Below are 26,237 nucleotides of genomic sequence, written 5' to 3'. Positions count from 1 at the left end.
CATGAGCTTCCGTTCGCCTGACCCCTGGCACCCTCTGATCCTGGACGACGTGCGCGGGGCGCAGAAGATGCTGTCGGGTGTCGCCCGGGTGACCGCGATGGAGGGGAGCCGGTACCTGTCGTCGCTGGTCGGGGCGCCGGTGCACCTCAAGTGCGAGAACCTGCAGCGGACCGGTTCGTTCAAGCTGCGCGGCGCGTACGTGCGGATCGCGGGGCTGCGGCCGGAGCAGCGGGCGGCCGGGGTGGTCGCGGCGTCGGCAGGGAACCACGCGCAGGGCGTCGCGCTGGCGTCGGCGCTGCTCGGGGTGCACGCGACGGTGTTCATGCCGGTCGGGGCGCCGCTGCCGAAGGTCGCGGCGACCCGCGACTACGGCGCCGACGTGCGGCTGCACGGGCAGGTGGTGGACGAGACGCTGGCGGCGGCGGAGGAGTACGCGGACGAGACGGGGGCGGTGTTCATCCACCCCTTCGACCACCCGGACATCATCGCCGGGCAGGGCACGGTGGGCCTGGAGATCCTGGAGCAGTGCCCGGAGGTCCGCACGATCGTCGTCGGCATCGGCGGCGGGGGGCTCGCGGCGGGGATCGGGCTCGCCGTGAAGTCGGTGCGGCCGGACGTGAAGGTGATCGGCGTGCAGGCGGAGGGTGCGGCGGCGTACCCGCCGTCGCTGGCCGTGGGGCACCCGGTGTCGATCGACGCGCCGACGACGATGGCGGACGGGATCAAGGTGGGCCGGCCCGGCGACGTGCCGTTCCGGATCATCCAGGAGTACGTGGACGAGGTCCGCACGGTCTCCGAGGACGCGCTGTCCACGGCGCTGCTGCTCTGCCTGGAGCGGGCGAAGCTGGTGGTCGAGCCGGCCGGGGTGAGCCCGGTCGCGGCGCTGCTGAGCGACCCGAAGTCGTTCCGCGGGCCGGTGGTGGCGGTGCTGTCCGGGGGCAACGTGGACCCGCTGGTGCTGCAGCGGATCCTGCGGCACGGCATGGCGGCGGGCGGGCGCTACCTGAGCCTGCGACTGCGCGTGACGGACCGGCCGGGAGTGCTGGCGAACCTGCTCGGCGTGCTGTCGGCGGTGGACGCGAACGTCCTCGACGTCGGCCACGTCCGCACCGATCCGCGCCTGGGTCTGACGGAGGTGGAGGTCGAACTCCACCTGGAGACGAAGGGCCCGGAGCACTGCGCGGAGGTGGAGGCGGCGCTGCGGGAGGCGGGGTACGTGGTCACGGCGGGCTGAAGGAGGCGGGTCACGTGGTGACGGCGGGCTGAAGGGCGTGGGTCACGTGGTGACGGCGGGCTGAGCGCCGTAAACACGTTGTCGCTCGCGATGTATCGCGTTACGGTGTGCTCCAGGTCACTCATTCGCTGGGCGCGTGGCGTCCGGCCTACCTAGACTTGGGCGGGAAACGCCCGAAATCCCTGGGAGAACCCACATGCCAGGCGCGATATACGCCGAGGGTCTGGTGAAGACCTTCGGCGACGTACGAGCTCTGGACGGCGTCGACCTCGATGTGCCCGAAGGCACGGTCCTGGGCCTGCTCGGCCCGAACGGCGCGGGAAAGACCACCACGGTGCGCGTGCTCACGACGCTCCTCCAGCCCGACAGCGGCCGCGCGGTCGTCGCCGGGATCGACGTGCTCAAGCACCCCAACGAAGTACGGCGCTCCATCGGCCTCTCCGGCCAGTTCGCCGCGGTCGACGAGTACCTGACCGGCCGCGAGAACCTCCAGATGGTCGGCCAGCTCTACCAGATGAAGGCCAAGCAGGCGAAGGTCCGCGCGGACGAACTGCTCGAGCGCTTCAGCCTCGCCGAGGCCGCCGACCGGCCCGCCAAGACGTACTCCGGCGGCATGCGCCGCCGGCTCGACCTTGCGGCCGCCCTGGTCGTCTCGCCGCCCGTGATGTTCATGGACGAGCCGACGACCGGCCTCGACCCCCGCAACCGGCAGGCCCTGTGGGGCATCATCCAGGAACTCGTCGCGGGGGGTACGACGCTGCTCCTGACGACCCAGTACCTGGAGGAGGCCGATCACCTCGCCCACGACATCTGCGTCGTCGACCACGGCAAGGTCATCGCCCGCGGCACCTCGGACGAGCTCAAGGCCCAGACCGGAGGCGAGCGCGTCGAGGTCGTCGTCCACCAGCCCGAGCAGATCGACCCGGCCCGGGACGTCCTCGCCCGCTACGGACTGGCCGGCATCGGCCACGGCGAGGTCTCCGTCGAGAACCACACCCGCAAGCTGACGGTGCCCGTCACCGGCGGCGCGAAGCTGCTCGCCGAGGTCATCCGCGATCTCGACACCGTCGGCGTCGAGATCGACGACATCGGCCTGCGCCGGCCCACCCTCGACGACGTCTTCATCTCGCTGACCGGCCATGCGGCCGAGCTGCTGGACGAGGAGGAGAACGGCGGCGCGGACTCCCGGAGCCGGGGCCGTGACCGGAGCGGAAAGGAGGCGGTGAAGTGACCACGATCTCCCACACCGTCCCCACGCCGGCCCCCAAGCCGCGCGGCGGCATCTCCCAGTCGATCGGCGACTCGCTCGTCGTCGCCAAGCGCAACCTGATCCGGATGACCCGCATCCCCGAGATGGTCATCTTCGGGCTCATCCAGCCGATCATGTTCGTGGTGCTGTTCAGCTACGTGTTCGGCGGCTCCATGAACATCGGCGGCTCGACCTCCCCGCAGGTCTACCGCGAGTTCCTGATGGCGGGCATCTTCGCCCAGACCGTCACCTTCGCCACGGCCGGCGCGGGCGCGGGCATCGCCGACGACATGCACAAGGGTCTGATCGACCGATTCCGCTCGCTGCCCATGGCCCGCGGCGCGGTCCTCACCGGCCGCACCCTCGCGGACCTCGTGCAGACCACGCTCACGCTCGTCGTCCTCGCGATCGTCGCCCTGCTGGTGGGCTGGCGCATCCACAACGGCATCCCGAAGGCGCTCGCCGCGTTCGCGCTGCTGCTCCTGCTCGGCTACGCCTTCTCCTGGATCGGCGCGCTGATCGGCCTGTCGGTCCGCACCCCGGAGGCGGCGACGTCCGGCGGCCTGATCTGGCTGTTCCCGGTCACGTTCATCTCGAACGCGTTCGTGGACTCCAGCCAGATGCCGTCCTGGCTCCAGCCGATCGCCGAGTGGAACCCCTTCAGCGCGACCGTCCAGGCCTGCCGCGAACTCTTCGGCAACCCGGGCGTCTCACCGTCGGACGCGTGGCCGATGCAGTACCCGGTGTGGGCCTCGCTGATCTGGTCGTTCCTGATCATCGTGGTGTTCCGGACGCTGTCGGTACGGAAGTACCGGTCGGCGACGGTGTGAGGCGACCGCCGTCCGGTCAGGGCAGGTGACCGGAGACGACCAGGCCGTCGGGGAAGGGCAGGAACACCGCCCCTCCGGCGGCCAGCGCCTCGCTGGAGGACAGGGCGGACGCGTCGATCGAGTCCGGCAGGTTCAGGCGGATCACCTCGATGTTCTGCGACCGGGCCGGCGGCCCCGACACCGGGATGGCGTGCACCTCGTGCTTTCCTCCGGCCAGGACGCGGTCACCCGCGAAATAGACCCGGCTCAGTCGCTCCAGGTGGGGCATCGTCTCCGCACGCCACCGCTCGCGCCCGCTCTCGAGGTCGTACGTGATCACCGTATGGTCCAGGTCGCCGCCGACCACGGCCACCAGTCCGTCCGCGCTCACCGCCGGTCCGCCGGCCATCTCCGTGCCCTTGCCCAGCGTCCGTACCTGCCGGAGCGTCCGGGCGTCGAGCACGGGGACCCCGCCGTCCATGGAAGGTGAGCACAGCACGTACTTCCCCTGTACGGCGATGTCGCCGCACGGCTCGCTGCCGGAGCTCCTTGCGGTCTCCTTGCCCGTCCGGGCGTCGAGGGCCATCGTGACGGCGCCCACCGGTACGTAGACCCTGCCCCCGGCGGTGACCGGGTGCTCCGGGGTGCCGTCGAGCCGGCTCCGCCACAGCTCCTTGCCCGTGCCGCCCAGCTTCACGGCGATGACGAGCCCCTTGTCGGCGTCCGCGAGGTTGACGTACGTGGAGTAGAGGACGCCCTCGTGCAGGTCGGAGCCCTTCACCGCCCAGTCGCCGCCCGGCGCCGGGATCTTCCCCCGCTGCTTGCCGTCCGCGATCCCGTACGCCGTCAGCCCGTCGGGACCGGAGATGTACGCGGTCTCGCCGACGATCGCCGGGTACCCGGCCGTCGAGTACAGGCCTTCCCCGTTGGGTGTCTTTCGCGCCGGCGCCGACCAGAGCTTCTTCCCGTCCGCCGCGTTCAGGCCCACCGCCGCGCCGCCGCTCCCGGCGCACACGAGGACCTTCGGGGCGAGCGCACAGGAATCGGTGCCCGCCTCGACCTGCGCCTTCCAGGGTGACCAGCCCGCCGGGCGGAACGCGCGGTCCGTGCCCGCCTTCCCGAAGTCGTCGGGATGGCCCTCCCCGCCGTACGGCAGCACGACCTGGCTGAGCGTGGCCGGGGCCCCGGGGCCTGTGCTGGAGCCGGTCGTGGGACCGGGACCGGCCGCGCCGCCCGTCGAACCTCCCTGGCCCTCCCCGCGGTTGAGCAGCACGACGCCCACGGCCGCCGCGACCACCGCCACCGCGACCGCCCCGGCCGTGATCCGCCCCCACGGCCGGCGGCGTGCCTCCGGCCCCTCGGGCACGGCGGGCCGGTATCCGGCCGCCGTGGGGGAGTACGGCACCTGCGGGCCGATCGTCGGGAGGTCGGCCACGCCTGCCCCGGACGCCGCGGCCTCGCCGAACCGCCGCGCCGTGTCCGCGTACTCGGAGAGCAGCGAAAGCACGCCGCCCGGCCATGGGAAGGCCGTCGGCTCCTCCCCGCCGAACAGCTCGACCAGCTCCGCCGCCGTCGGCCGCTCCGTCGGGTCGAGTCGCAGGCAGCGCTCGACGACCGGTCGCAACTCCTCAGGTACGCCGTCCAGTTCGGCCTGGGCCCGGCTGATCCGGAAGACGACCGAGGCCATCTCCTCGTCGTGGAACGGCCCGCGCCCGCTCGCCGCGAACGCGAGCACCGCGCCCAGACAGAACACGTCCGACGCGGGCACGACGGCCCGGCTGCCGACCAGATGCTCCGGCGACATGAAGCCGGGTGAGCCGACCACAAGTCCCGTCGAGGTCAGTGCCGTTGCCTCAAACGCCTGCGCGATGCCGAAGTCGATCAGCTTCGGCCCGGCGGCCCCCAGCAGCACGTTCGCCGGCTTGAGGTCCCGGTGCAGCACCTTCGCCGCGTGCACCGACTCAAGTGCTCGCGCGAGCGCCGCGCCCAGCGCCCGTACCGCCTCGACCGGCAGCGCGCCCGCCCGGGTCACCGCCTCGGCCAGCGAGGGCCCGGGAACGTACTCGGTCGCGAGCCACGGCACCACGGCGTCCGCGTCGGCGTCGACGAGTTGCGCCGCGTACGGGCCGCTCACCGCGCGCGCGGCGGTGATCTCGCGCCGGAACCGGGTGCGGAAGTCCCCGTCGACCTCCAGGTCCGCGCGGACGGTCTTCACCGCGACCATCAGATGCGGATCGGCCGTCGGCGCGTCCGTCCGGCAGGCCAGGTGGACCTCACCCATGCCGCCCGCGCCGAGCGCGGCGAGCAGCCGGTAGGGCCCGACGAGACGCGGGGGCTGCCCGTCGGGAAGTGCCTTCAGCACCGAACACGTCCTCTCAGTAGGTCACTTGGGCAGCTCTACGGAGGCGACGACACCCTTGTCGTACACGACGTAGGCGATTCCGCCGACGGGCAGGACCTCGGGTGAGCGGATCTCCTTCGCATAGAACTGGCCGTAGTTCGGGTCGTACGCCTCCTCCTTGGCCCGCGGCCCCGGCGCGCCCGGAACCGGCGTGACCTTCAGCCCGGCGGGCTTGCCGTCCGAGCCGAGCCGCACGGTGTAGAGCGAGGAGTAGTCGGCGTACACGACCTGGTCGCCCGCGAGCAGCGGTGCGGACCGGGCATGGGCGAGGCCGGCCGGGGCCTCCTTCGCCGCGAACGTCCCGAGCGTGTTCCCGCTGCGCGGGTCGAGGACCGTCAGCCCCTTTTCGAGCCCCGCCACGATGTTCGGGCCGATCGCGCTCGGCCCCAGAGCCGCCACCGGCGCGGGCAGGGAGCCCGTCGTGGCGAGCGTGCCGGCGTCCAGAACGTGCATCTTCGCCTGGTCGGTCCTGCTGTACGGGGCGTCCGTGCAGTACGCGGACGAGCCCAGGATCTTGATCTCGGCGCAGGTCCGGGCGTCCTGGTCGACCTGCCCGCGCAGGTCGCCGGTCTTCGCGTCGTAGGCCACCAGGCCGCCGTCGCTGAGGGCGTACACCGCGCCCTTCGCATAGGCGACCGCTTCGTAAGGTCTCCGTTCGGACATCGAGATCGTGGCGGTGGTGAGCGCCTTCGTCCACAGTTGCTTGCCGTCGGCGAGGGCGAACGCGGTCAGGGCCACCTGGTCCGAGTCGACGTCGTCCTCGGTCCCGGCGACCGGCGTCGTCGCGAAGACCGTGCCGTCGGCGACGATCGTCCGTGCCTGTTCGAACCGTGCGCCGTACGCCTCCTTCTCCCAGCGGACGGCCCCGGTCCGGGCATCGCGGACCTGGAGCTTCTCGCCGGAGACGAAGGCCACGAGACCGTCGTGGACGGTGGGCCGGGTGCTGTGCCGGGCGATGAAGATCTGTGAGGAGACGCTGATGTAGCTCTCGGTCGGGGAGGTGCCCCCGTCGTCGACCTCGGCGTCCCACAGCTTCTTCCCGCTCACCGTGTCCAGCGCCTCGTACCGCCCGTGCGTCGTCCGGCACACGAGCACCGACTCGCCGGCCGAGCAGCCGAACGCGGGCGCGGTCAGCTTCGCCTGCCAGGGCTTCCAGCCGGCCGGGCGCTGGGCCGCGTTCTGGGGCACGACCCCGGACGCGTCGGCCAGGCCGCGGTCGTCCACGCCGGGGACGCGGGGGCCCGACGGGGCCGGGGGCTTCTTCGCGTCCGCCGGGGGCTTCTTCGTCTCCTCCGGCCACAGCAGGTACGTCCCCACGCCGCCCGCCACCAGTGCCAGCGCGACCGCCGCCGCGAGGAGCCCCTTGCGGCGCTTCCGTGGGGCCGGGGGGACCGTCGGGTCCATCGGCGGCATCGTCGGCTGCTGGTCCGGGGCGATCGGCGCCGGCGCGACCTCCCGCAGGGCCGCGCCCGAGGCGATCAGCTGGGCCAGCTCGCGGCCGTACTCGCCGATGTGGTCGTGGACGGCATGCGGCCACGCGGCCTTCTGACCGGCGCCGCCCAGCAGCTCCGCGAGCCGCTGTGGCGTGGGACGGGCCGCCGGGTCCGCGGCCAGGCAGGCGGCGATGACGTCGCGGAGCTCGTCCGGAACCCGGGTCAGGTCCGCCTCGGCCTGCGAGACGCGGTACAGCACGGCCGCCAGCGGGCCGTCGCCGAACGGGTCCTCGCCGGTCGCCGCGTAGCAGAGCACCGAACCGAGGCAGAAGACGTCGGACGCGCCGCTGACGTGCCGGGCGCCCGCGACGTGCTCCGGGGACATGAAGGAGGGCGTGCCGACCATCATCCCGGTCGCCGTCATCGTCGTCGCGCCGCTGCTGCGGGCAATGCCGAAGTCGATGACGCGCGGTCCGTCGACGGCGAGCATGACGTTGCCGGGCTTGAGGTCGCGGTGCAGCACCCCGGCCGCGTGCAGGTCGCCGAGCGCGCGGGCGAGCGCCGCGCCGAGGGCCCGTACGGCCGGGACGGGCAGCGGGCCGTCGCGGCGCACCGCCTGGGAGAGACTGGGCCCGGGGACGTACGCGGTGGCCAGCCAGGGCACCTCCGCGTCGGCGTCGCCGCCGAGCGGCGCGGCCGCGTACGGGCTGGAGACCAGGGCCGCGACCTTGATCTCGCGGCGGAACCGGTCGCGGAAGGCGGGCTCGGCGACGACGTCGCGCCGCACGGTCTTCACCGCGACGTACGTGCCGTCGTACGTGACGCCCTGCGAGCCCTGCGAGCCCTGCGAGCCCTGCGAGCCGGTCGCGCTGGCCGCGCCGGTCGCGCCCGGCGTTCGCCCGAGGAAGACCTCCCCCATGCCGCCGGCGCCGAGCCGGGCCAGGATCTCGTACGGCCCGATCCGATCGGGCGCGCCTCCGCTCAGCGGTAACAGCACGTGCCTTCATCCCCCTCAAGACGTGACGGCGCCCGCATCATCGCACGCAACTCTGCATGTGCATGCAGAAGGCCGGACCGCCGTCGGCGGTCCGGCCCTGGTCCTTCCTTCCGGAAGGGAGGAGTCTCAGCCGGTGTACGGCTTGGCGCTCAGGATCTTGACCGTGGCCTTCTTGCCGTTCGGCAGCTCGTACTCCGCGTCGTCGCCGGCCTTCTTGCCGTTGACGCCGACGCCGAGCGGGGACTGCGGCGAGTAGGTCTCGATGTCGCTGCTCGCGTACTCGCGGGACGCGAGCAGGAACGTCATCGTGTCGTCCTCGTCGCCGTCGAACGCGATCGTGACGACCATGCCGGGCTCGACGACGCCGTCGTCCGCCGGGGTCTCACCGATCTTGGCGTGCTCCAGGAGCTGGGTGAGCTGGCGGACGCGGAGTTCCTGCTTGCCCTGCTCCTCCTTGGCCGCGTGGTACCCGCCGTTCTCGCGCAGGTCGCCCTCCTCGCGCGCCGCGGCGATCTTGGCGGCGATCTCGGTACGCGCGGGACCAGACAGGTACTCAAGCTCGTCCTTGAGCTTGTTGTACGCCTCCTGGGTGAGCCAGGTGACGTTGTCGCTGGTCTGGGTCACAGGTGCTCCTCGTAGGTACTGGGAATACAAAGCATCGCCCTACCCAGAAGGATGTGCCTTCCTGGGTGGGCGAAACCACGAGCCTAACAATTACCCGGGAAAAGGGAAGGGACGAAAGTCATCAGAATTACGTCAACGCAGGTCAGGGCGTTGACGCGCGGGGCCGTCCGGGGGCCCGGCCGCCTACTCGGCGGTGCAGCCGACCAGCTCGGCGCTGGTCGCGCGGGCGGTGGTGCGGATGGAGACGACCTCGTCGATCCGGGTCCGGGGACCGTCGAAGCGGACGTCCTTGCGGCCGACCTCGGAGCCGTCCTCCGCGCGCGAGCGCAGGGTGCAGGAGCCGGCGGCGTCCTTCTCCTTGCGGACCTCCAGGTGCATCTGCACCTCGCGGTCGCCCACCACCTCGAACTTGATCACCTCGGCGCTGAGCTTCTCGGCGACCACGTAGTGCCAGCCGAACCAGCCCATCATGGCGACGAACAGTGTGCCCAGCACGACGGCCGCGATCCTGAGCTTGCGGTCGGCGCGCTCGTCCGCGGAGCGGCCGTACCGGCCCTCGGGCAGCGACTCGCGTACCGAGCTCATGATCGATCCTTTCGTGCCCCGGGAAGGCGGAATTTTCGGCCCCCCGATTCCGTCACTATAAGAGTTGCCCTCCCGCCACCCGACCGCCGCCCCACAACGACGTCCCTGCGGGACGGCACCTGTCCATATCAGTGACCAGTGACCGAGGATCGAGCTTTGACTGAGCAGCTGCGTCTGATGGCCGTGCACGCCCACCCCGACGACGAGTCGAGCAAGGGCGCGGCGACGATGGCCAAGTATGTGTCCGAGGGGGTGGACGTGCTGGTCGTCACCTGCACGGGGGGCGAGCGCGGCTCCATCCTCAATCCGAAGCTCCAGGGTGATGCCTACATCGAGGAGCACATCCACGAGGTCCGCAAGAAGGAGATGGACGAGGCCCGCGAGATCCTGGGCGTCGACCAGGAGTGGCTCGGCTTCGTCGACTCCGGGCTGCCGGAGGGCGACCCGCTGCCGCCGCTGCCGGAGGGCTGCTTCGCGCTGGAGGAGGTCGACCACGCGGCCGGGGCGCTGGTCCGCAAGATCCGCGCGTTCCGCCCGCAGGTCATCACGACCTACGACGAGAACGGCGGCTACCCGCACCCCGACCACATCATGACCCACAAGATCACGATGGTGGCGTTCGACGGGGCGACCGACGCGGAGAAGTACCCCGAGGCCGAGTTCGGCCCGGTCTGGCAGCCGCTGAAGGTCTACTACAACCAGGGCTTCAACAAGCCGCGCACCATGGCGCTGCACCAGGCCCTGCTGGACCGGGACATGGAGTCGCCCTACGGGGACTGGCTGGAGCGCTGGAAGGAGTTCGGGCTCAAGGACCGGACGCTGACCACGCACGTGCCCTGCGCCGACTTCTACGAGATCCGTGACAAGGCCCTGATCGCCCACGCCACGCAGATCGACCCGGACGGCCCCTGGTTCCGCGTGCCGCTGGACATCCAGAAGGAGGCCTGGCCTACGGAGGAGTACGAGCTGGCGAAGTCGCTGGTGGACACCTCCCTCCCCGAGAGCGACCTCTTCGCGGGCATCCGCGACAATGCCTAGCATGAGCGCACACCTCGCACTGGCCCAGTTCGTCCCGCTGGCGAAGGAACTCGACGAGAACAAGGTGACGCCCGGCGTCCTCGGGTTCGTCGTCTTCGCGGTGATGGCGGGCGCGGTCTGGCTGCTGATGAAGTCCATGAACCGCCACATGGGCAAGGTCGACTTCGAGGAGACCCCGGCCCCGGCGGCGGGCGCTGCGCAGCCGTCGCCGGCGAAGCAGGCACCGCAGGAGTAACCGCGCGCGGCGCGGCAGGGCCCCGGGAGACACGCCCCCGGGGCCCCGCCGCGCGTGTACGGACGCCCGCCACGCCTACGGGACCGCGACCCCCATCACCTCGCGCGCGTGGCGGTTCGGGGTGAGCCCGAGCGTCCACGCCTGCCAGCCGGCGTCCAGCTGGACGCCGCGCGTCAGCGCGACCGCGTACGTCGCGGCACAGTCCGCCAGTCGCGGATCCCGCAGGTCATGACCGTCCTCGGTCAACCGGACCAGCTCCTCCTCGGCGACCACCGTGCCGACCTCCACACCCCCCGGCGACGCGTACGGCAGCAGCGTCACCCGCAGGAAGCGGGCCCAGTCCTCGCCGCGCCGGTCGCCGTACGAGGCGAACAGCCGCTCCGCCTCGTCGCACAGCGCCACGGCTTGGGCGGCCTTGCTGTTGCCCGCGTCGACGACCGCCAGCTCCAGGCACGTCCACGCCTCGCCGTGCGCCACCCCGATCCGGTGGAAGTCCGTCCGGGCGTCGCTGAGCAGCTGCCGGGCGAACCCCGAGTTCCGCAGGTTGCCGGTCTGCGCCGCGCGCAGGTCCCGCGTGACCCGGCCCGAGTGGTGCCGGGCGCAGGCCAGCCCGTACACGTCCCGCATCCGCGAGAACATCGTCCGCGCCCGCTCCAGCTCGCGCACCGCCTGGTCCAGGTCGCCGCGTTCCTCCAGCGCCTGCCCCAGGTAGTACAGCGTCCACGCCTCGCCCCGGGCGTCCTCCTGCTCCCGGTGCCGCGACAGCGCCTGCCGCAGTCCGTCGACCGCCGACGCCGCGTCCCCTGCGACCAGCCGGGCCCGGGCCAGCTGCGTCAGCGCCCATGCCTCGCCGCGGCCGTCGCGGGTCCGGCCGTACAGGTCGAGCGCCGCCCGCAGCTCCTCCTCGGCCCCCGGCACGTCGCCCTGCCGCAGCCGCACCTGCCCGAGCTGGAAGTGCGCCCACGCCTCGCCGTGCACCGACTCCGACGCCTGGTGCAGCTCGATCGCCCGGCCGAGCAGCTCCACGGCCTCCGCGAGGTTCGCCCGGTCCCGCTCCACGCCCGCCAGCGCGTGCAGCGTCCACGCCCGGTCCGCCGCCAGCGACTCCGGGACCTGTAGCTCCAGGGCCTCGCGCAGCCGCGCCGACGCCTCGGACAGGTTGCCCTGGTGGTGCAGCGTGATCCCGAGCGAGCACAGCGCCAGCGCCGCGCCCGCGTCCTGGTGCGCCTCCTGGTAGAGCGAGACGACCGAGGTCAGCGTCGTACGGGCCTTGTCCAGCTCGCCGAGCTGACGCGCCGCGATACCCGTCCGCCACTGCACCGAACGGGACAGCAGCCCCTGCCCGACCGCCTCCGTCAGCTCGTTGATCTCGCCCAGCCGGTACAGGTCGCCGCGCAGCAGGCAGTAGTCGCACAGCGCGCCCAGCAGGTTCAGTACGGCCTGCTGGTCGACGCCCTCCGCGTGCCGCAGCGCGGCCGTGATGAAGCTCGACTCGTCGTCCAGCCAGCGCAGCGCCGCGTCCAGCGAACCGAACCCGTGCCCGCCGAACCGGTCCGCCCGCGTCGACATCTTGCCGTCGACCATCCGGATCACCGCGTCGGCCAGTTCCGCGTAGTTCCGGATCAGCCGCTCCTGTGCGGCGGCGACCTCCGTCGCCTCCTCCTCGTCGAGCAGCCGGGCGGCAGCGAAGCTCCGCACCGCGTCGTGCAGGCGGTACCGGTCCCCGCGCACATGGTCGAGCAGCCCCGCCCGGGCCAGCTCGCGCAGCAGCCGCGCCCCGTCCGCCTCGCCGCCGTCGAGCAGCGCCGCGGCCGCCGCCGCGCCGAGCGAGGCCCGCCCGGCCAGCGCGAGGCGCCGCAGCAGCCGCCGCCCGTCCTCGTCGAGATCGGTGAAGTACCGCACGGACAGGGCCCGTTCGACAGAGCCGCCGACCTTCCCGTACACCTCCAGGTGCCGCGCCTGCTCGGCCATGGACCGCGGCCCCAGCGACGACCCCGCGACCCGCAGCGCCAGCGGCAGCCCGCCGCACAGTTCCCGGATCCGCGTCGACGCCTCCGCGTCGTACGGCCCCGCGTCGGGGGCCTGCGCCGCCTCCCGCAGCAGCTCCTCGGCGCCGGCCGCGTCCAGCGCCGCGACCTCCAGCTGATGCACCCGCGCCGGCACGTCCCCGCCCAGCTCCAGCGGCTGCCGCGCGGTCACCAGGACGAGGCTGTCCGAGCGCTCCGGCAGCAGCGTCCGCACCTGCGCCGCGTCCACCGCGTCGTCCAGCACGATCGTCACCGGCAGCCCTGTCAGATGCTGGTGGTACAACTCCGCGAGCCGACGCACCTGTTGCTCCGCCGAACTGCGGTCGCGGAACAGCAGCTGCTCGCGCGGCGCGCCCAGCCGGTTCAGCAGATGCAGCAGCGCGTCCCGGGTCGACAGCGGCTTCTCGCCGCGGCTCGCGCCCCGCAGGTCCACCACGCACGCCCCGCGGAACTGGTCCCGCAGCGCGTGCGCCGCCCGGACCGCGAGCGTCGTCCGCCCCGCACCCGGCTCGCCGTGCAGCACCACGACCGTCGGCCGGGTCGTCGTCGCGGCCCGCGCCGCCTGCACCCACTGGGTGATCCGCGCCAGCTCGGCCCGTCGGCCCGCGAACGGCCCTGCGGGGTCCGGCAGATGGCCGAAGGACTGCTCCAGGACGGTCCGCCGGCGCGCCGCCGCGCTGCGGTCGCCGCCGCGCAGCGACGGAACGGTCTGCGCGGCCTTCGCGGCCTGCTTCGCCGTGGCAGCCGTCGCCGTCAGCAGCATCCGCTGCTGGTCCAGGAACGGCCGGATCCCGCGCACCTCCAGCGCCGTCAGCCACTGCAGCCGCAACTGTTCCGGCCCGCCCGGCCGGCCCCTCTCTCCGGCCCGGCGGTGCGCGTCCGGCCAGTGCGCCGCCGTCACCTTCAGGACCGTGGCCGCCGCGCCCGCGACGGCCACCACCGCGCCGGCGCCCAGCGCCGTCCCGGTGGCCGTGCCCAGTGCCATGTCCGCGCCGATCGCCGCCACCGCGGCAACGGCCGTGACCAGCGCGGGAGTTCCGAGCGCCGGGCCGGTTAGCCGCTCGGCCAGGGACAGGCTGCCCGCCTCGGCCTCCTCCAGCGCAAGCCGGTACGCCGTGTACTCCTCGCCCGCGCTCGCCGCCATGGAGTCCAGCGCGTCCCGCCCGCGTGCCAGCAGTGACGTGGCGTCGAAGCGACCGCCGGATCGGCGCACCTCCTCCTCCACGGCGCGTGCCAACAGCCGCTCGGCTTCCGCCCGGTGGCCGTCCCGCATGTGCGTCCCCCTCCGAGAGCCTCCGCTTCCGGCCCCAAGTCTCCTGCGTGACGCGCGAAGACGCGAGGGACCCCTGGCGATCGCGTGACCGAATTCTCCGTGTTCGGTGGCGTTGATCTGCCGAATGAGGCTTCCGGGTGACTGCCCGGAACCAAACTGCGGCGGGGCAGTTGATCAGCGTGCTTCGGCAACGGAGCATTCCAGGCCCCTCGGCTCAAGAAGGACGATCTCGTGATCAAGAAGGTTCTCGCCACCGCGGCTGTTGCTGCTTCCGTCGCCGGCATGTCCGCGACCACGGCGATGGCGGCCGGCAACGACGGTGGTTCCGCCAACATCATCGGCAACACCTCGAAGCAGTCCATCGGCTCCAACGAGACCGGCGGCTACATGAGCCCGAACTTCGGTCTCGTGAACGGCGGCGTCCTGCACTGCTTCGACATCCAGAAGGTCCAGGCCCAGGTGCCGGTCGGTGTCATCGCCGTCCCGGTCGCCGTCCAGGACGTGCTCGGCAACCCGATGTCGAACCAGACCTGCACCCAGAACTCCGTGCAGCAGAAGGGCGACGACGCCCTCTCGCACATCCTGGGCGAGGTCCTCTCCCAGAACGGGAACGTCGGCGGCTGACCCAGCCCCCTCAGGGCCCGGCCGTAAGGCCCTCCGTCCCCGGCTGCCGGCCGGGGACGGACGGATCCCCTTCCGAGCGGCCCCGTTCCCCGCGACTGCGCGGGGAACGGGGCCGCTCGCCCGTTTCCCCAGCCACGGCACACGGGCGGCCCCCCACCGTGTGAGCAAGGATGGACCCATGCCCAACCGACTGGCGGACGCCACCTCCCCTTACCTCCTTCAGCACGCCGACAACCCCGTCGACTGGTGGGCGTGGGAGCCCGCCGCCTTCGAGGAGGCCCGGCGGCGCGACGTCCCCGTGTTCCTGAGCGTGGGGTACAGCTCGTGCCACTGGTGCCACGTGATGGCGCACGAGAGCTTCGAGGACGCCGGGACGGCGGCGTACATGAACGAGCACTTCGTCAACATCAAGGTCGACCGCGAGGAGCGGCCCGACGTCGACGCCGTCTACATGGAGGCCGTGCAGGCCGCCACCGGACAGGGCGGCTGGCCGATGTCCGTCTTCATGACCCCGGACGCCGAGCCGTTCTACTTCGGCACCTACTTCCCGCCCGAGGCCCGGCACGGCATGCCGTCCTTCGCCGAGATCCTCGACGGCGTCTCCACGGCGTGGACCGAGCGGCGCGACGAGGTCGGCGAGGTCGCCGGCAAGATCGTCCGCGATCTGTCGTCCCGCACCCTCGCGTACGGCGGACAGGGCGTCCCCGGCGAGGAAGAGCTGATGCAGGCGCTGCTCGGGCTCACCCGCGAGTACGACGACCGGAGCGGCGGCTTCGGCGGCGCCCCGAAGTTCCCGCCGTCGATGGCGCTGGAGTTCCTGCTGCGCCACCACGCCAGGACCGGGGCCGAGGGCGCTCTGCAGATGGCCGCCGACACCTGCGAGGCGATGGCCCGCGGCGGCATCTACGACCAGCTCGGCGGCGGCTTCGCCCGCTACTCCGTGGACCGCGCGTGGGTGGTCCCGCACTTCGAGAAGATGCTCTACGACAACGCCCTGCTCTGCCGGGTGTACGCCCATCTGTGGCGGGCCACCCGCAGCGATCTGGCCCGCCGGGTCGCGCTGGAGACCGCGGACTTCATGGTGCGCGAGCTGCGGACGGCCGAGGGCGGGTTCTCCTCCGCGCTCGACGCCGACAGTGACGACGGGACCGGGAAGCACGTCGAGGGCGCGTACTACGTCTGGACGCCGGCGCAGCTCGCCGAGGTCCTCGGCGAGGAGGACGCGCGCTACGCGGCCCGGTACTTCGGGGTGACCGAGGAGGGCACCTTCGAGGAGGGCTCCTCGGTGCTCCAGCTCCCGCAGGACGCGGGCCCGGCCGACGCCGACCGGATCGCGTCGATCCGCGAGCGGCTGCTCGCCGCCCGGGACCGGCGCGAGCGCCCAGGCCGGGACGACAAGGTCGTCGCCGCCTGGAACGGCCTCGCGATCGCCGCGCTCGCCGAGACCGGCGCGTACTTCGACCGGCCCGACCTGGTCGCCCGCGCGACGGAGGCCGCCGACCTGCTGCTCCGCCTCCACATGGACGACTCCGCCCGGCTGACCCGTACCTCGAAGGACGGACACGCGGGCACGAACGACGGAGTCCTGGAGGACTACGCCGACGTCGCCGAGGGCTATCTGGCGCTCGCCGCGGTCACCGGGGAGGGCGTCTGGCTCGAGTTCGCCGGCTTCCTCCTGGACGTCGTCCTCGACCGGTTCCGGGCCGAGGGCGGGGCGTTCTACGACACCGCCCACGACGCCGAGACCCTGATCCGCCGCCCGCAGGACCCCACCGACAACGCCACCCCCTCCGGCTGGACTGCCGCCGCCGGCGCGCTCCTGTCGTACGCGGCCCACACCGGCTCCGAGGCGCACCGCACCGCCGCCGAGGGCGCCCTGGGCGTCGTACGGGCGCTCGGCCCGCGGGCGCCCCGCTACATCGGCTGGGGTCTCGCCGTCGCCGAGGCGCTGCTCGACGGGCCGCGCGAGGTCGCCGTCGTCGGCGACCGGGACGACGCGGCGGCGCGGGAGCTGCACCGTACGGCGCTGCTCGGCACCGCCCCGGGCGCGGTCGTCGCCTTCGGGCCGGCGGACGCCGAGGAGTTCCCGCTGCTCGCGGACCGGTCGCTGGTCGGCGGGGCCCCCGCCGCGTACGTCTGCCGGCACTTCACCTGCGACGCGCCGACGACCGACCCGGAGGCGCTCGCACGGGCCCTTTCCGGGCCTCGGGAGAAATGAGCGCGGTCGGTGGGCGCATTCCTCCGAATGCCCCGGCATGAGGGGGAATTCAGGCCCTTCGATGGGGTGAAGAGGCCGCGTCGCACGCCGTACGGATGTTGTCCTTCTGCATGATCGTCCTGATGTATGCAGCGGAGGCCCGGGTCCCCCGAATGGCCCGGGATGCGCGAGAGTCGCGTTCTCCTCCGCCGCAGAAAGGAACCAGACGAAATGCTTGGTAAGAAGGCTGCAACCGTCGTCGCCGGACTCGTCATCGCCATGGGTGCGGCGTCGCCCGCCTTCGCGGACTCCGAGGCGGTCGGCTTCGCGGCGGGCAGCCCGGGCATCCTGTCCGGCAACAACGTGCAGGTGCCGATCAACATCCCGATCAACGTCTGCGGCAACTCCATCAACATCGTCGCTCTGCTGAACCCGGCGGTAGGCAACGTCTGCATCAACCGCTGACGCACCCGCGAAAGAGGCCGGTTCCGGCCCGGGCGCCCCGCGCCCGGCTCGGGACCGGCCTTTTGTCGTCTTCTTCCGCCATCCGAGCGAGATCCGCTGACGCCTGATCAGGTGACTGGCTTCCCAGTCGGCTTATTAAGCATATTTTCTGAGCACACCTGGGGTCGACGGAACGCGGCGCGATGCGTGAAGGAGCACGGCCATGACCCACAGGAACCGACGGACGACGAGAAGATGGCTGGGGGTGTTCACCGCAGGTCTCCTTGCCTCAGGTTCAGTCGTGTTGTCTTCACCGAGTCACGCCGCCGAATCCATCAGTACACGGGACCCCGAACCGGCCCTGTCCACCGCACTGGGCGCCTACCTCGACTACGGCCCCCGCGGCGTCGCCCGCATCGCCGAACTGGAGAAGTGGCTGGGCGGCAAGGAGCTGCGGGTCGGCCACACCTATCTGCCCGGGGACCTCTGGACGAACATCGAGGGGAGCCCGCGCTTCCTGGAGTCCTGGGCGGAATGGCGCAAGCAGAAGTCCGACCGCCTGTTCGTGCTCAACGTCCCCATGTTGGAGCGGAACGAGGCCGGCCTCTCGGACCAGGAGGTCCGCCGCGAACTGAAGCGCGGCGCGGCGGGCGAGTACGACCAGCACTTCACGGCCCTGGCGGAACGGCTGGTCGGGCTCGGGGTGCCCGACACCGTCGTCGTCCTCGGCTGGGAGATGAACGGCATCACGTACACCCATCGCTGCGGGCCCGACCCGGAGGCGTGGAAGGCGTACTGGAACCGGATCGTCACCGCGATGCGCGCGGTGCCGGGGCAGAAGTTCCGCTTCGACTTCACGCCGAGCCGCGGGCGGGACGCGGTGCCGTGGACCGAGTGTTATCCGGGTGACGACGTCGTCGACATCGTCGGCATGGACTCCTACGACCAGCCGCCGGGATCCGACTTCGACCAGCACATCAGCGAGCCGTACGGGCTGCGGCAGCACGTCGATTTCGCGAAGGCGCACGGAAAGGCGATCTCGTACCCGGAATGGGGGCTCTTCCGGAACGGCGACAATCCCGACTACATGCGGCGCATGCTGCAATGGATGGCCCAGCACAAACCGCTGTACCACACCATTACGGACTACTGCCCGCACGGCGTGTGGCAGTGCGGCGCGAATCCGGATTCGGCGGAGGTCTTCCGGAAGATGCTGTCGGAGGTCGACCCGACGGAGCCGACGGAGCCGACCGAGCCGACGGAGCCGACGGAGCCGACGGAGCCGACGGAGCCGACGGAGCCGACGGATCCCACGGACCCGGTGGACCCGACGGAGCCGACCGAACCCACGGAGCCGACGGAGCCGACCGACCCGACGGACCCGATCCCGCTCCCCGAGCCGAAGCCCGAGCCCAAGCCGGAACCGAAGCCGGAACCGAAGCCCGAGCCGAAGCCCGAGCCCAAGCCGGAACCGAAGCCCGAGCCGAAGCCCGAGCCCAAGCCGGAACCGAAGCCCGAGCCGAAGCCCGAGCCCAAGCCGGAACCGAAGCCCGAGCCGAAGCCCGAGCCCAAGCCGGAACCGAAGCCCGAGCCCAAGCCGGAACCGAAGCCCGAACCGAAGCCCGAACCGAAGCCCGAACCGAAGCCCGAGCCCAAGCCCGAACCGAAGCCCGAGCCCAAGCCCGAACCGAAGCCCGAGCCGAAGCCCGAGTGTTGGACGGTCAACCTCGGGTCCTGGGTGGAGGAATGGGCCGGCGGGAGCGTCTGTGTCCCGACCGAAGGGTGGAAGGACGACCTGAAGGGCATCTGGCCCTTCTGATCCGTCCCCCGCGTCACCGTCCGCACGGCGGCGGAGGTCACCCTCCGCCGCCGTGCGGCCTTCCCGACAGCCGTGCCACCCAGGCCCGTTGACGCGCCTGCCCCGCCGCCCAGCGCCGCGCCCCCGCCGCCGCCGCGCGGAGCAGCAGCAGCGCCCCGGTGCGCCGCCGGGCCAGCAGCAGCCGGCGGTTGCCGACGGTCTCGGGGCGCCAGTGGTTCTTGTACGGCTCGGTGCCCCGCAGCATGCTGAGCGTCGCCCGGCCGCTCGCGTCGGCCTCCCGCGCCCCGTGCCGCAGCAGCATCGTCGCCACGTCGACCTTCCGCTCGCGCAGACCGGGGTCCGCGCCGTACAGGTACCCGCCGGCGAGGCTCGGCGACATCAGCGTGAGGTCGGCCGCGACCACCTCGCCGCCGAGCCGGAACTCGGTCACCATCGCGTTGCCGCTGTCCACCATGGGCCGTACCGCACGGGTCAGGTGCTCGGCGAACCGTCCGCTGGTGTGCTCGGCGGTCACCCCGCGCCCTTCCCACTGGCGTTGATGGAGCGTCAGGAGCCTTGTCAGGGCCGCCGGTACGTCGTCGCCGCGGACGACGCGCTCCTCGATGCCGAGCGCGTCGAGCTTGCGCAGCTTGGCGCGGGTGCGCTGGGCCTTCGCCGTCGGCATCCGGGTGAGCAGCGCGTCCATCGGGACGGCGGGCAGCTCCAGGCAGAGGGAATCGGCGAGCCGGCGGCGCGGGCCGGGCCAGGACGCGTAGATCCGCTCGGCCGCCGCGCCGGGGCGTACCTCCCGCAGGTCGATGAGCGCGGTGCGGGCCGCGTCGGCGAGGGCGGCGGCCAGCGCGTCGGCGGCCTCCGGGCAGGCGTCGTCGAGCAGGACGTCGAAGAAGTCGGTGATCGTGCCGCCGAGCGGGGTGAGCGCGGGCAGCGGGCCGCGGCGCAGCATCAGCGGGGCCGCGCCGACGAGCCGGCCTTCCCGGTCGCGGACGAGGAAGACGCGGAGCGCGGCGGAGGCGCCGTACGAGGTCCACCAGGAGTGCAGCCAGGCGTGGCTCTGGAACGGGGTGGCGGTGGCGCAGCGCGCGTACAGCGCCGACCATTCGGCGGCGAGCCGCCCGAACTCGGCGCCGTCCCGGCAGACTTCGGTCGTCGTCACACCGGCTCCGTGGCGGGCGCGGCGGACGCGGACGCGGGCGCCGGAACGGAGGCGGTGACCTCGGCTGTCTGCGCGCCCCCCTCCGGCGCGCGGCGCGGCCGGACCAGCAGCGCGAGCCCGCCGAGCAGCCCGCCCGCGCACCCGCCGACCAGCGCGGACAGCGGCGCGGACGGGGAGACGGGGCTGGTCGGCTTCGTCGCGCGGGAGAACTGGACGACCTTCACGCCGGTTCCGGCGGACGCGTGCGTGCCGCTCTGCACGAGCGCGCGGGCGACGCCGTCGGCCATGGCCACCGCGGTGGCAGGGCGCGGCGAGCGCGCCGTGAGGGAGATCATCGGCGCGTCGGGCGAGGTGGCGGCCTGCACGTTCGCGCGCAGCGTCGCGGCCGAGACCCCGGCCCACACCTGGGCGTCCCCGGTCACCGCGAGGTCGGTGGCGACCCGCCCGTACGCCTGGGCGAAGCCGAGCGCCGCCGCCGGGTCGGACTTCTCGCCGGGGACGACGATGACGTAACTGGTCGCCGCGTACTCCGGGGTCTTCAGGAGCCCGTACCCACCGCCGGCGACGGCGCCGAGCACGACGGCCGCGGGCAGCGCCCACCATCGGCGACGGGCCCGCAGCGCGGCGATCAGGGACGGGGAGCCGGAGCCGGAGTCGGAGTCGGGGGTGGGTTGCTGGGTCATGAGCTCGCTCGCTTCGCGGGGAGGGACTCGTACAGGGACATCAACTGCCGTGCGCTGTGCGCGATGTCGTACCGGTGCGCGGCGACGGGCTGCGGCAGCCGGCCGAGCCGGGCCTCCCGGATGCCGCGCAGCGCGGAGATCAGCTCGGGTACGGACTCGCCGATGCGTCGCGCGCCCGGCGCGGCGTCCGGCGGCAGGTCGTCGACGGCCGGGCAGGCGACGTACAGCACCGGCAGCCCGGCGGCCAACGCCTCGACGATCGCGAGCCCGAACGCCTCGTCGGGGGAGGTCGACACGAACACGTCCATGGCGGACAGCAGCGCGGGCAACGACGGCAGCCCGCCGTCGGTCGCGAGCACGGGCAGGTCGGGCCGGCCGCCGGCCGCTTCGTACGACTCGCTGTCGCCGGCGACCGGACCGAGCGCCCCGGGGACGCCGACGGCGGGCGAACCGACGGCGGCCCGTACCGGGACGAGACCGTCGCCTGCCGCGCCTGCCGCGCCTGCCGCGCCTGCCGCGCCTGCCGCGCCTGCCGCGCCTGCCGCGCCCGCCGCGCCTGCCGCGCCTGCCGCGCCTGCCGCGCCCGCCGCGCCCGCCGCGCCCGCCGCGGCGGCGGCGCGCCGTGGCCCGCACGGCACCGTGACGGGTGTGGCTTCTCGCCCCACCCCGCCCGCCCCCGCCGGCGGGTCCTCGCAGGCGCCCGTCAGCAGGACGCGGTCCGCGGCGCCGCATTCGCGGGCCACCGCCTCCAGGTGGGCGCGCCGTTCGCCGTCGCCGACCAGCAGCAGGCGGGTGTCCGGGACGGAGGCGACCGCGCGGATCAGGCGGTCGAAGCGTTTGCCGGGGGCGAGGCGGCCCACGCCGCCGACGACGAACGCGTCCTCCGGCAGGCCGAGTCGGGCCCGCGCCTCCCGCCTCGCGGTCTCGTCGTAGCCGAAGCGGTCGCGCTCGATGCCGTTGGGCACCAGCCGGATGCGGGACGGCCGCACCCCCCACGCCTCCAGCCGCCGCGCCACGCTGTCCGACACCGCGACCGTGGCCGCGCCGAGGCGCTCGGTGGCCAGGTACAGGCCGCGGGTGCCGGCGCTGAGCGGGCGGCCCTCGATCTGGCTGTCGCCCAGCGAGTGCTCGGTCGCGACGACCGCCCGGACGCCCGCCGCCCGGGCCGCGATCCGCCCGTAGACGCACGCCCGGTACAGGTGCGTGTGCACGACGTCGTACCTGCCCTGCCGGACGACCCGGACCAGGCGCGGCAGCGCGCCGAGGTCGCGGTTGCCGGCCATGCCGAGGTGCGTGACGGGGACGCCGTCGGACTCGATGCCGCGGGCCACCGCGCCCGGCGCGGTGAGCGTGACGACCTCGCTCCGCACCGGCAGATGCCGCAGCATCAGCCGCAGTTGCTGCTCCGCGCCGCCGATGCCGAGGCCGGTGATGACGTGCAGCACCTTCATGACAGCGCCGCCCCGACCGGGCGGAACCGCTCGGGCAGGTCGGCCGGGCGGCGCCGCCGCAGCGCGTGCAGGGCGCGTTTCGCGGTGAGCCGCCAGGGCGTGTCGCGTTCGCCGATGTGGATCCGCGGCAGCGCGTACGCGCCGGTCAGCGCGCCCGGGCTGATCGCGCAGCCGTACCGGTAGCCGGCCTCCCGCACCGCGCGGACCGCCCGCGCGTCGATGTCCCCGTACGGGTAGCAGTAGCCCGCGGTCGCCGTGCCGGTGATCTCGCTGAGCAGCGCGCGGCTGCGCCGGGTGTCCTCGGCGAGCGTGGCGTCGTCGGCGGTGACGAGGGAGGTGTGCAGCAGCCCGTGCGAGCCGACCTCCATCCCGGCCTCGACGATCCGCGCGATGTCGTCCTCGGTGAGCAGCGGCTTGCGCGGGCCGCGCTCGTCCCAGGCGTTGTCGCCGCCGAGGCGGCCCGCCAGAACGAACACGGTCGCGGTGAAGCCGTGCCGGCGCAGCAGCGGCAGCGCCGACTCCAGGAAGTCGGCGTACCCGTCGTCGAAGGTGAGGCCGACCAGGCCGCGGGCCCGTCCGGCGGCGGTCGCGTCGAGCAGCTCGCGTACGGAGACGCCGCGCAGCCCGCGGTCGCCCAGCCAGTGCAGCTGCCGGGCGAAGCGGACGGGGGAGACGGTCACCTGGTACGGATCATCCGCGGCGTCCGTGATCGAGTGGTACATCGCCACCCACGGGGGCGGCGTCGGCAGCAGACGGCGGATCCGTGCGCGGGCGCGGTCGGGGGCCGTGACAGCGGACATGGGCGAGTCTCCGTTGTGCGGGACGGAACAGGGGTGGGGCCTCGGGCGCCCGTACGGCGCGCGCGGCGAACGGCAGGAAGACGAGGGCGACGGCCGCGCAGGCCGCGGCGACCCCGGCGGTGGGGGCGAGGGAGGCGGGCGTGGCGCCGGCGACGGCGACCGTGGCCAGCCAGGCCGCGGCGGTGGCGCAGCCGGCCACGGCGGCCAGCCGGGCCACTCCGGCCGCGACCCGGCCGGTGCCCAGCGGCACGCTCTGCCGCCTTGAACCGGCCAGCAGCAGCACGGCGGTGAGGCTGATGCCGAGCGCGTTGGCCGCGGCGATCCCGAGCACCCCCCACAGGCGCACGCCGACGGCCCCGGCGACTGCGGTCGAGGCCAGTCCGGCGAGCATCGCGGCGGCAGGGAACCACAGCGGGCGGGCGGCCGAGAAGTAGCAGCGGACGAGGACGCCGACGAGCGTCTGGCCGAGCAGCCCGAGCGCGTACACGCGCATGACGGCGGCGGTCGCCGCGGTGTCGGCCCGGTCGAACGCGCCGCGCTGGAACAGGACGTCGACGATCTGCGGGGCGGCGGCGATCACGATCGACGCGCCGGCGAGCACGACGAGGACGGCGAGCAGCAGGTCCCGCTCGACGCGGCGCCGGGCGGCGTCCCGGTCGCCGGCGGCGACGGCGCGGGCGACGACCGGGAAGGTCACGGTGCACAGCATCAGCGAGAGGATCATCGGCATCTGCGCGATCTTCTGCGCGTAGTTGAGGTGCGAGATCGCGCCGGGGGGCAGCGGGGCGGCGAGGAAGCGTTCGATGAGGACCTGCGACTGGCGGGCGACGGCGAACACGACGACGGGCGCGACGAGCGCGAGCACGACGAGCCGTCGCTCGCCGTCCCCTTCGGCCGGGGCGACCGCCGGCGGCACCGGGTGGGGGTCCCTCAGGGCCCGTACCAGCGACGGCGCCTGGACCAGCACCATCAGCGCGCCGCCGACCGCGACGCCGACGGCGGCGGACGGCACGCCCAGTGGCTCGCGGAGCACCAGGACGGTGGAGACGATGCCGGTGTTGTACGCGACGTAGATGGCGGCCGGCGGCAGGAACCGGCCGTGCGCGCGCAGCGCGGCGCTGCAGTACCCGGCGAGCGCGAAGCTGAGCACGCAGGTGGCGGTCAGCCGCGTGCAGTCGACGGCGAGCCGCGGATCGGGCAGGCCGGGCGCGAGCGTCGCGACGAGCCGCGGCGCGAGCACGACGAGCAGCAGCGCGACCGCGGCCACGGTCAGCACGAGGCGCGGCAGCGTGGCCCGTACGAGCGCGAGCGCGCCGCCGCGGCGCAGCAGGGCGCGGCTGAACGCCGGGACGAGGATCAGCGCCATGGCGTCCTCGATCAGCAGCGTGGACGCGAACTCCGGCACGGTCCAGGCGACGAGGAACGCGTCGCTGTCGGCGCCGGCGCCGAACGAGTCCGCGAGGATCTGGTCCCGTACGAGCCCGAACAGCGAACCGGCGGCGGTGAGCCCGGCGGTGACGAACGCGGCGCGCGCGAGGAAGCGGGAGCTTGCGGCGCGGTCGGCGCGGTGGCGGCCGCGGGACTGGCGCACGACGGCGCGGGGCGGGGTGTCGGAGGTCGTCGCCTCCACGAGCGCGTCGACCGGAACGGGCTCAGGCATCCCGACCGCCCGTCCGGAACGGCGCCCCTGCGGGCGCCTCCGCCTCATGCTCGTACCCGCACCCCGTGGGCGCCGCGCTTGCAAGGGGCGTCGCCCCCGTGGTGCGGGCAGGAGCATGTGCGGAACGCGCCCGCAGGGGCGCCGTCCCGTGTGCCCACCCTCCCCCAAGCTCTCGGCTTCGCTCGAGCAGGGGGGACCCCCATCGCCCTGCGGGACGACTGCCCACACGGTGCGCGTCCGCCCCGCACAGCGCCGGCCACGCCGCCACGCCCAGGACCACCGCCGTCAGGACCGTCGACGGGCCGCCGATGTCCGCGTAGGCGAAGTCGATCAGTTGCCAGCCCAGCAGGCCCACCGCGACCAGCGCGCCCGGCGTGCCGCGTGTCAGACGGCGGCCGGCCGCGGCGAGGAGGGCGAGCCAGCTGCCCGCCAGGGCGAGTACTCCCAGGAGCCCCTGCTCGCTGAGCACCAGCAGGTACATGTTGTGCGGGGACAGCAGCGGCTGGCGCCGGAACGCCTGGCCCGCGCCGGCCGTGTCGCTGCCGGAGGACAGCGCCAGCGACGCGTGCCCGTCCCGGTACTGCGGGAAGCCCTTCAGGCCCACGCCCGTCAGCGGGTCGGTGCGCCACATCCCGGCCGCCGCCGCCCACATCGTGTACCGGTCGGTGACCGACTGGTCCGGGGCGGCGGTCACCTGCGTGATGCTCGCGACGCGTTCCTTCACCATGGCCGAGCCGATCCCGAACCCGCCCACCAGCACCACCGCGAGCGCCCCCACCGCGAGGCCGACCCCCACGGCCCGCCGTACACCCGACAGCACCAGCTGCGCCGCGCAGGCCAGCACCGTCGCGATCCACGCGCCCCGGCTGAAGGACAGCACCAGCGGCACGACCAGCAGCCCCGCGCACACCAGAGCGGCCCGACGGCCCGTCCCGCCGTCGAGCGCCAGGCCCACCGCGACGACCAGGCCGAAGGCCACCACCGTCGCCATGCCCATCACGTCCGACGGCCCGAACGTGCCGACCGCGCGGACGTCCTCGCCCATGTACGAGGCGCCCGTCCCGGTCAGGTACTGGACGACTCCGACGCCGCCCTCCAGGAGCGCCAGCGCGACCAGCGCCCAGGCGAGGACGGTGAAGTCCCGCCGGTCCCGGACGAGTACGACCACGGCCGCCGGGACCAGGACGAAGATCTGCAGGTACCGGGCCACCCCCGGCAGGCTCGCCGCCGGATCGTTCGAGGTGATCGCGGCCAGACAGACCCCGAGCACCGGCAGCCCGAGCACCACGGCCGCCGTACGGGTCAGGGGCCGCGCCCCGCTCCGCACCACCCGCACCAGGCAGTACAGCACCAGCAGCCCGGACGCCGCGTCCGCGAGCGTCCCCGAGCCGCCGGTGCCTCCCTCCGCCCCGCCTCCGCCCGGCACCGTCAGCAGCCCGATCACCGCGATCACCGGTGCCAGGTGCAGGTGCCGGCACGGATGCCCTCCCGCCCCCTCCAT

The 26,237-nt window shown here is 73.5% G+C and carries 20 protein-coding genes; 9 read left to right on the top strand and 11 right to left on the bottom strand.

Annotated elements, in window-relative coordinates:
• Position 1 precedes the first annotated feature (1 nt).
• The 3 genes from ilvA (at position 2) to R2D22_RS13820 (ending at position 3,313) form a co-directional block, all read left to right on the top strand.
• Positions 2-1,234, top strand: a complete 1,233-nt coding sequence (ilvA, locus tag R2D22_RS13830) for a threonine ammonia-lyase (protein WP_318103461.1) — start codon at positions 2-4, stop codon at positions 1,232-1,234.
• Positions 1,235-1,430: 196 nt separating this feature from the next.
• The gene (locus tag R2D22_RS13825) at positions 1,431-2,465 is read left to right on the top strand and encodes an ATP-binding cassette domain-containing protein (protein WP_318103460.1); all 1,035 of its coding nucleotides are present in this window, start codon (positions 1,431-1,433) and stop codon (positions 2,463-2,465) included.
• 5 nt (positions 2,466-2,470) lie between these two features.
• Positions 2,471-3,313 (top strand): ABC transporter permease, encoded by an 843-nt coding sequence (locus tag R2D22_RS13820; RefSeq protein WP_411977136.1) that lies wholly within the window; start codon positions 2,471-2,473, stop codon positions 3,311-3,313.
• Between the two features lie 16 nt (positions 3,314-3,329).
• Here the strand turns inward: R2D22_RS13820 and R2D22_RS13815 are convergent, their stop codons facing one another.
• The 4 genes from R2D22_RS13815 to R2D22_RS13800 all read right to left on the bottom strand — a co-directional run bounded on the left by R2D22_RS13815 (position 3,330) and on the right by R2D22_RS13800 (position 9,332).
• The gene (locus tag R2D22_RS13815) at positions 3,330-5,654 is read right to left on the bottom strand and encodes a protein kinase domain-containing protein (protein WP_318103458.1); all 2,325 of its coding nucleotides are present in this window, start codon (positions 5,652-5,654) and stop codon (positions 3,330-3,332) included.
• 21 nt (positions 5,655-5,675) lie between these two features.
• Positions 5,676-8,123, bottom strand: coding sequence for a protein kinase domain-containing protein (locus R2D22_RS13810; protein ID WP_318103457.1), 2,448 nt, complete (start codon positions 8,121-8,123; stop codon positions 5,676-5,678).
• 126 nt (positions 8,124-8,249) lie between these two features.
• A complete protein-coding gene (greA, locus tag R2D22_RS13805; protein WP_318103456.1) occupies positions 8,250-8,747 on the bottom strand; it encodes a transcription elongation factor GreA in 498 nt (165 codons plus the stop codon).
• A 183-nt stretch (positions 8,748-8,930) separates the two neighbouring features.
• On the bottom strand, positions 8,931-9,332 hold the full coding sequence (locus R2D22_RS13800) for a DUF4307 domain-containing protein (RefSeq protein ID WP_318103455.1): 402 nt from the start codon (positions 9,330-9,332) through the stop codon (positions 8,931-8,933).
• Positions 9,333-9,488: 156 nt separating this feature from the next.
• Between R2D22_RS13800 and mca the strand changes: the two genes are divergently transcribed.
• Positions 9,489-10,370: a mycothiol conjugate amidase Mca gene (gene mca / locus R2D22_RS13795; protein WP_318103454.1), complete on the top strand. Its 882-nt coding sequence runs from the start codon at positions 9,489-9,491 to the stop codon at positions 10,368-10,370.
• 1 nt (position 10,371) lies between these two features.
• Complete coding sequence (locus R2D22_RS13790; RefSeq protein ID WP_411977021.1) at positions 10,372-10,605, top strand: hypothetical protein; 234 nt, start codon at positions 10,372-10,374, stop codon at positions 10,603-10,605.
• Positions 10,606-10,680: 75 nt separating this feature from the next.
• Here R2D22_RS13790 and R2D22_RS13785 read toward each other — a convergent pair whose 3' ends face one another.
• On the bottom strand, positions 10,681-13,905 hold the full coding sequence (locus tag R2D22_RS13785; protein ID WP_318103451.1) for a tetratricopeptide repeat protein: 3,225 nt from the start codon (positions 13,903-13,905) through the stop codon (positions 10,681-10,683).
• Positions 13,906-14,136: 231 nt separating this feature from the next.
• Here R2D22_RS13785 and R2D22_RS13780 point away from each other — a divergent pair, with 231 nt between their 5' ends.
• The 4 genes from R2D22_RS13780 to R2D22_RS36120 all read left to right on the top strand — a co-directional run bounded on the left by R2D22_RS13780 (position 14,137) and on the right by R2D22_RS36120 (position 18,989).
• On the top strand, positions 14,137-14,529 hold the full coding sequence (locus R2D22_RS13780; RefSeq protein WP_318103450.1) for a rodlin: 393 nt from the start codon (positions 14,137-14,139) through the stop codon (positions 14,527-14,529).
• Positions 14,530-14,707: 178 nt separating this feature from the next.
• Positions 14,708-16,747 (top strand): thioredoxin domain-containing protein, encoded by a 2,040-nt coding sequence (locus R2D22_RS13775; protein WP_318103449.1) that lies wholly within the window; start codon positions 14,708-14,710, stop codon positions 16,745-16,747.
• 210 nt (positions 16,748-16,957) lie between these two features.
• Positions 16,958-17,191 (top strand): chaplin, encoded by a 234-nt coding sequence (locus R2D22_RS13770; protein WP_318103448.1) that lies wholly within the window; start codon positions 16,958-16,960, stop codon positions 17,189-17,191.
• Between the two features lie 280 nt (positions 17,192-17,471).
• Positions 17,472-18,989 (top strand): glycoside hydrolase family 26 protein, encoded by a 1,518-nt coding sequence (locus R2D22_RS36120; RefSeq protein WP_411977020.1) that lies wholly within the window; start codon positions 17,472-17,474, stop codon positions 18,987-18,989.
• A 37-nt stretch (positions 18,990-19,026) separates the two neighbouring features.
• Here the strand turns inward: R2D22_RS36120 and R2D22_RS13760 are convergent, their stop codons facing one another.
• From R2D22_RS13760 to R2D22_RS13735, 6 genes are read right to left on the bottom strand one after another with little or no spacing between them, the layout of a single operon-like run.
• On the bottom strand, positions 19,027-20,142 hold the full coding sequence (locus tag R2D22_RS13760) for a GNAT family N-acetyltransferase (protein ID WP_318103446.1): 1,116 nt from the start codon (positions 20,140-20,142) through the stop codon (positions 19,027-19,029).
• Entirely contained in the window at positions 20,139-20,825 is a 687-nt protein-coding gene (locus R2D22_RS13755; protein ID WP_318103445.1) for a YveK family protein, read from the bottom strand. Before R2D22_RS13755 ends, R2D22_RS13760 begins: the two co-directional genes overlap by 4 nt.
• Positions 20,822-22,276: a glycosyltransferase gene (locus tag R2D22_RS13750; RefSeq protein ID WP_318103444.1), complete on the bottom strand. Its 1,455-nt coding sequence runs from the start codon at positions 22,274-22,276 to the stop codon at positions 20,822-20,824. The genes R2D22_RS13755 and R2D22_RS13750 overlap by 4 nt, the downstream gene beginning before the upstream one ends.
• Positions 22,273-23,076: a polysaccharide deacetylase family protein gene (locus tag R2D22_RS13745; RefSeq protein WP_318103443.1), complete on the bottom strand. Its 804-nt coding sequence runs from the start codon at positions 23,074-23,076 to the stop codon at positions 22,273-22,275. The genes R2D22_RS13750 and R2D22_RS13745 overlap by 4 nt, the downstream gene beginning before the upstream one ends.
• Entirely contained in the window at positions 22,967-24,736 is a 1,770-nt protein-coding gene (gene murJ, locus R2D22_RS13740; protein WP_318103442.1) for a murein biosynthesis integral membrane protein MurJ, read from the bottom strand. The genes R2D22_RS13745 and murJ overlap by 110 nt, the downstream gene beginning before the upstream one ends.
• The gene (locus R2D22_RS13735) at positions 24,729-26,237 is read right to left on the bottom strand and encodes an O-antigen ligase family protein (RefSeq protein WP_318103441.1); all 1,509 of its coding nucleotides are present in this window, start codon (positions 26,235-26,237) and stop codon (positions 24,729-24,731) included. The genes murJ and R2D22_RS13735 overlap by 8 nt, the downstream gene beginning before the upstream one ends.

It is taken from the genome of Streptomyces sp. HUAS YS2, assembly GCF_033343995.1.
GTDB lineage: Bacteria > Actinomycetota > Actinomycetes > Streptomycetales > Streptomycetaceae > Streptomyces > Streptomyces solicathayae.
The sequence above is the reverse complement of the archived record's forward strand: the minus strand, read 5'-3'. Positions and strand labels throughout refer to the sequence as shown.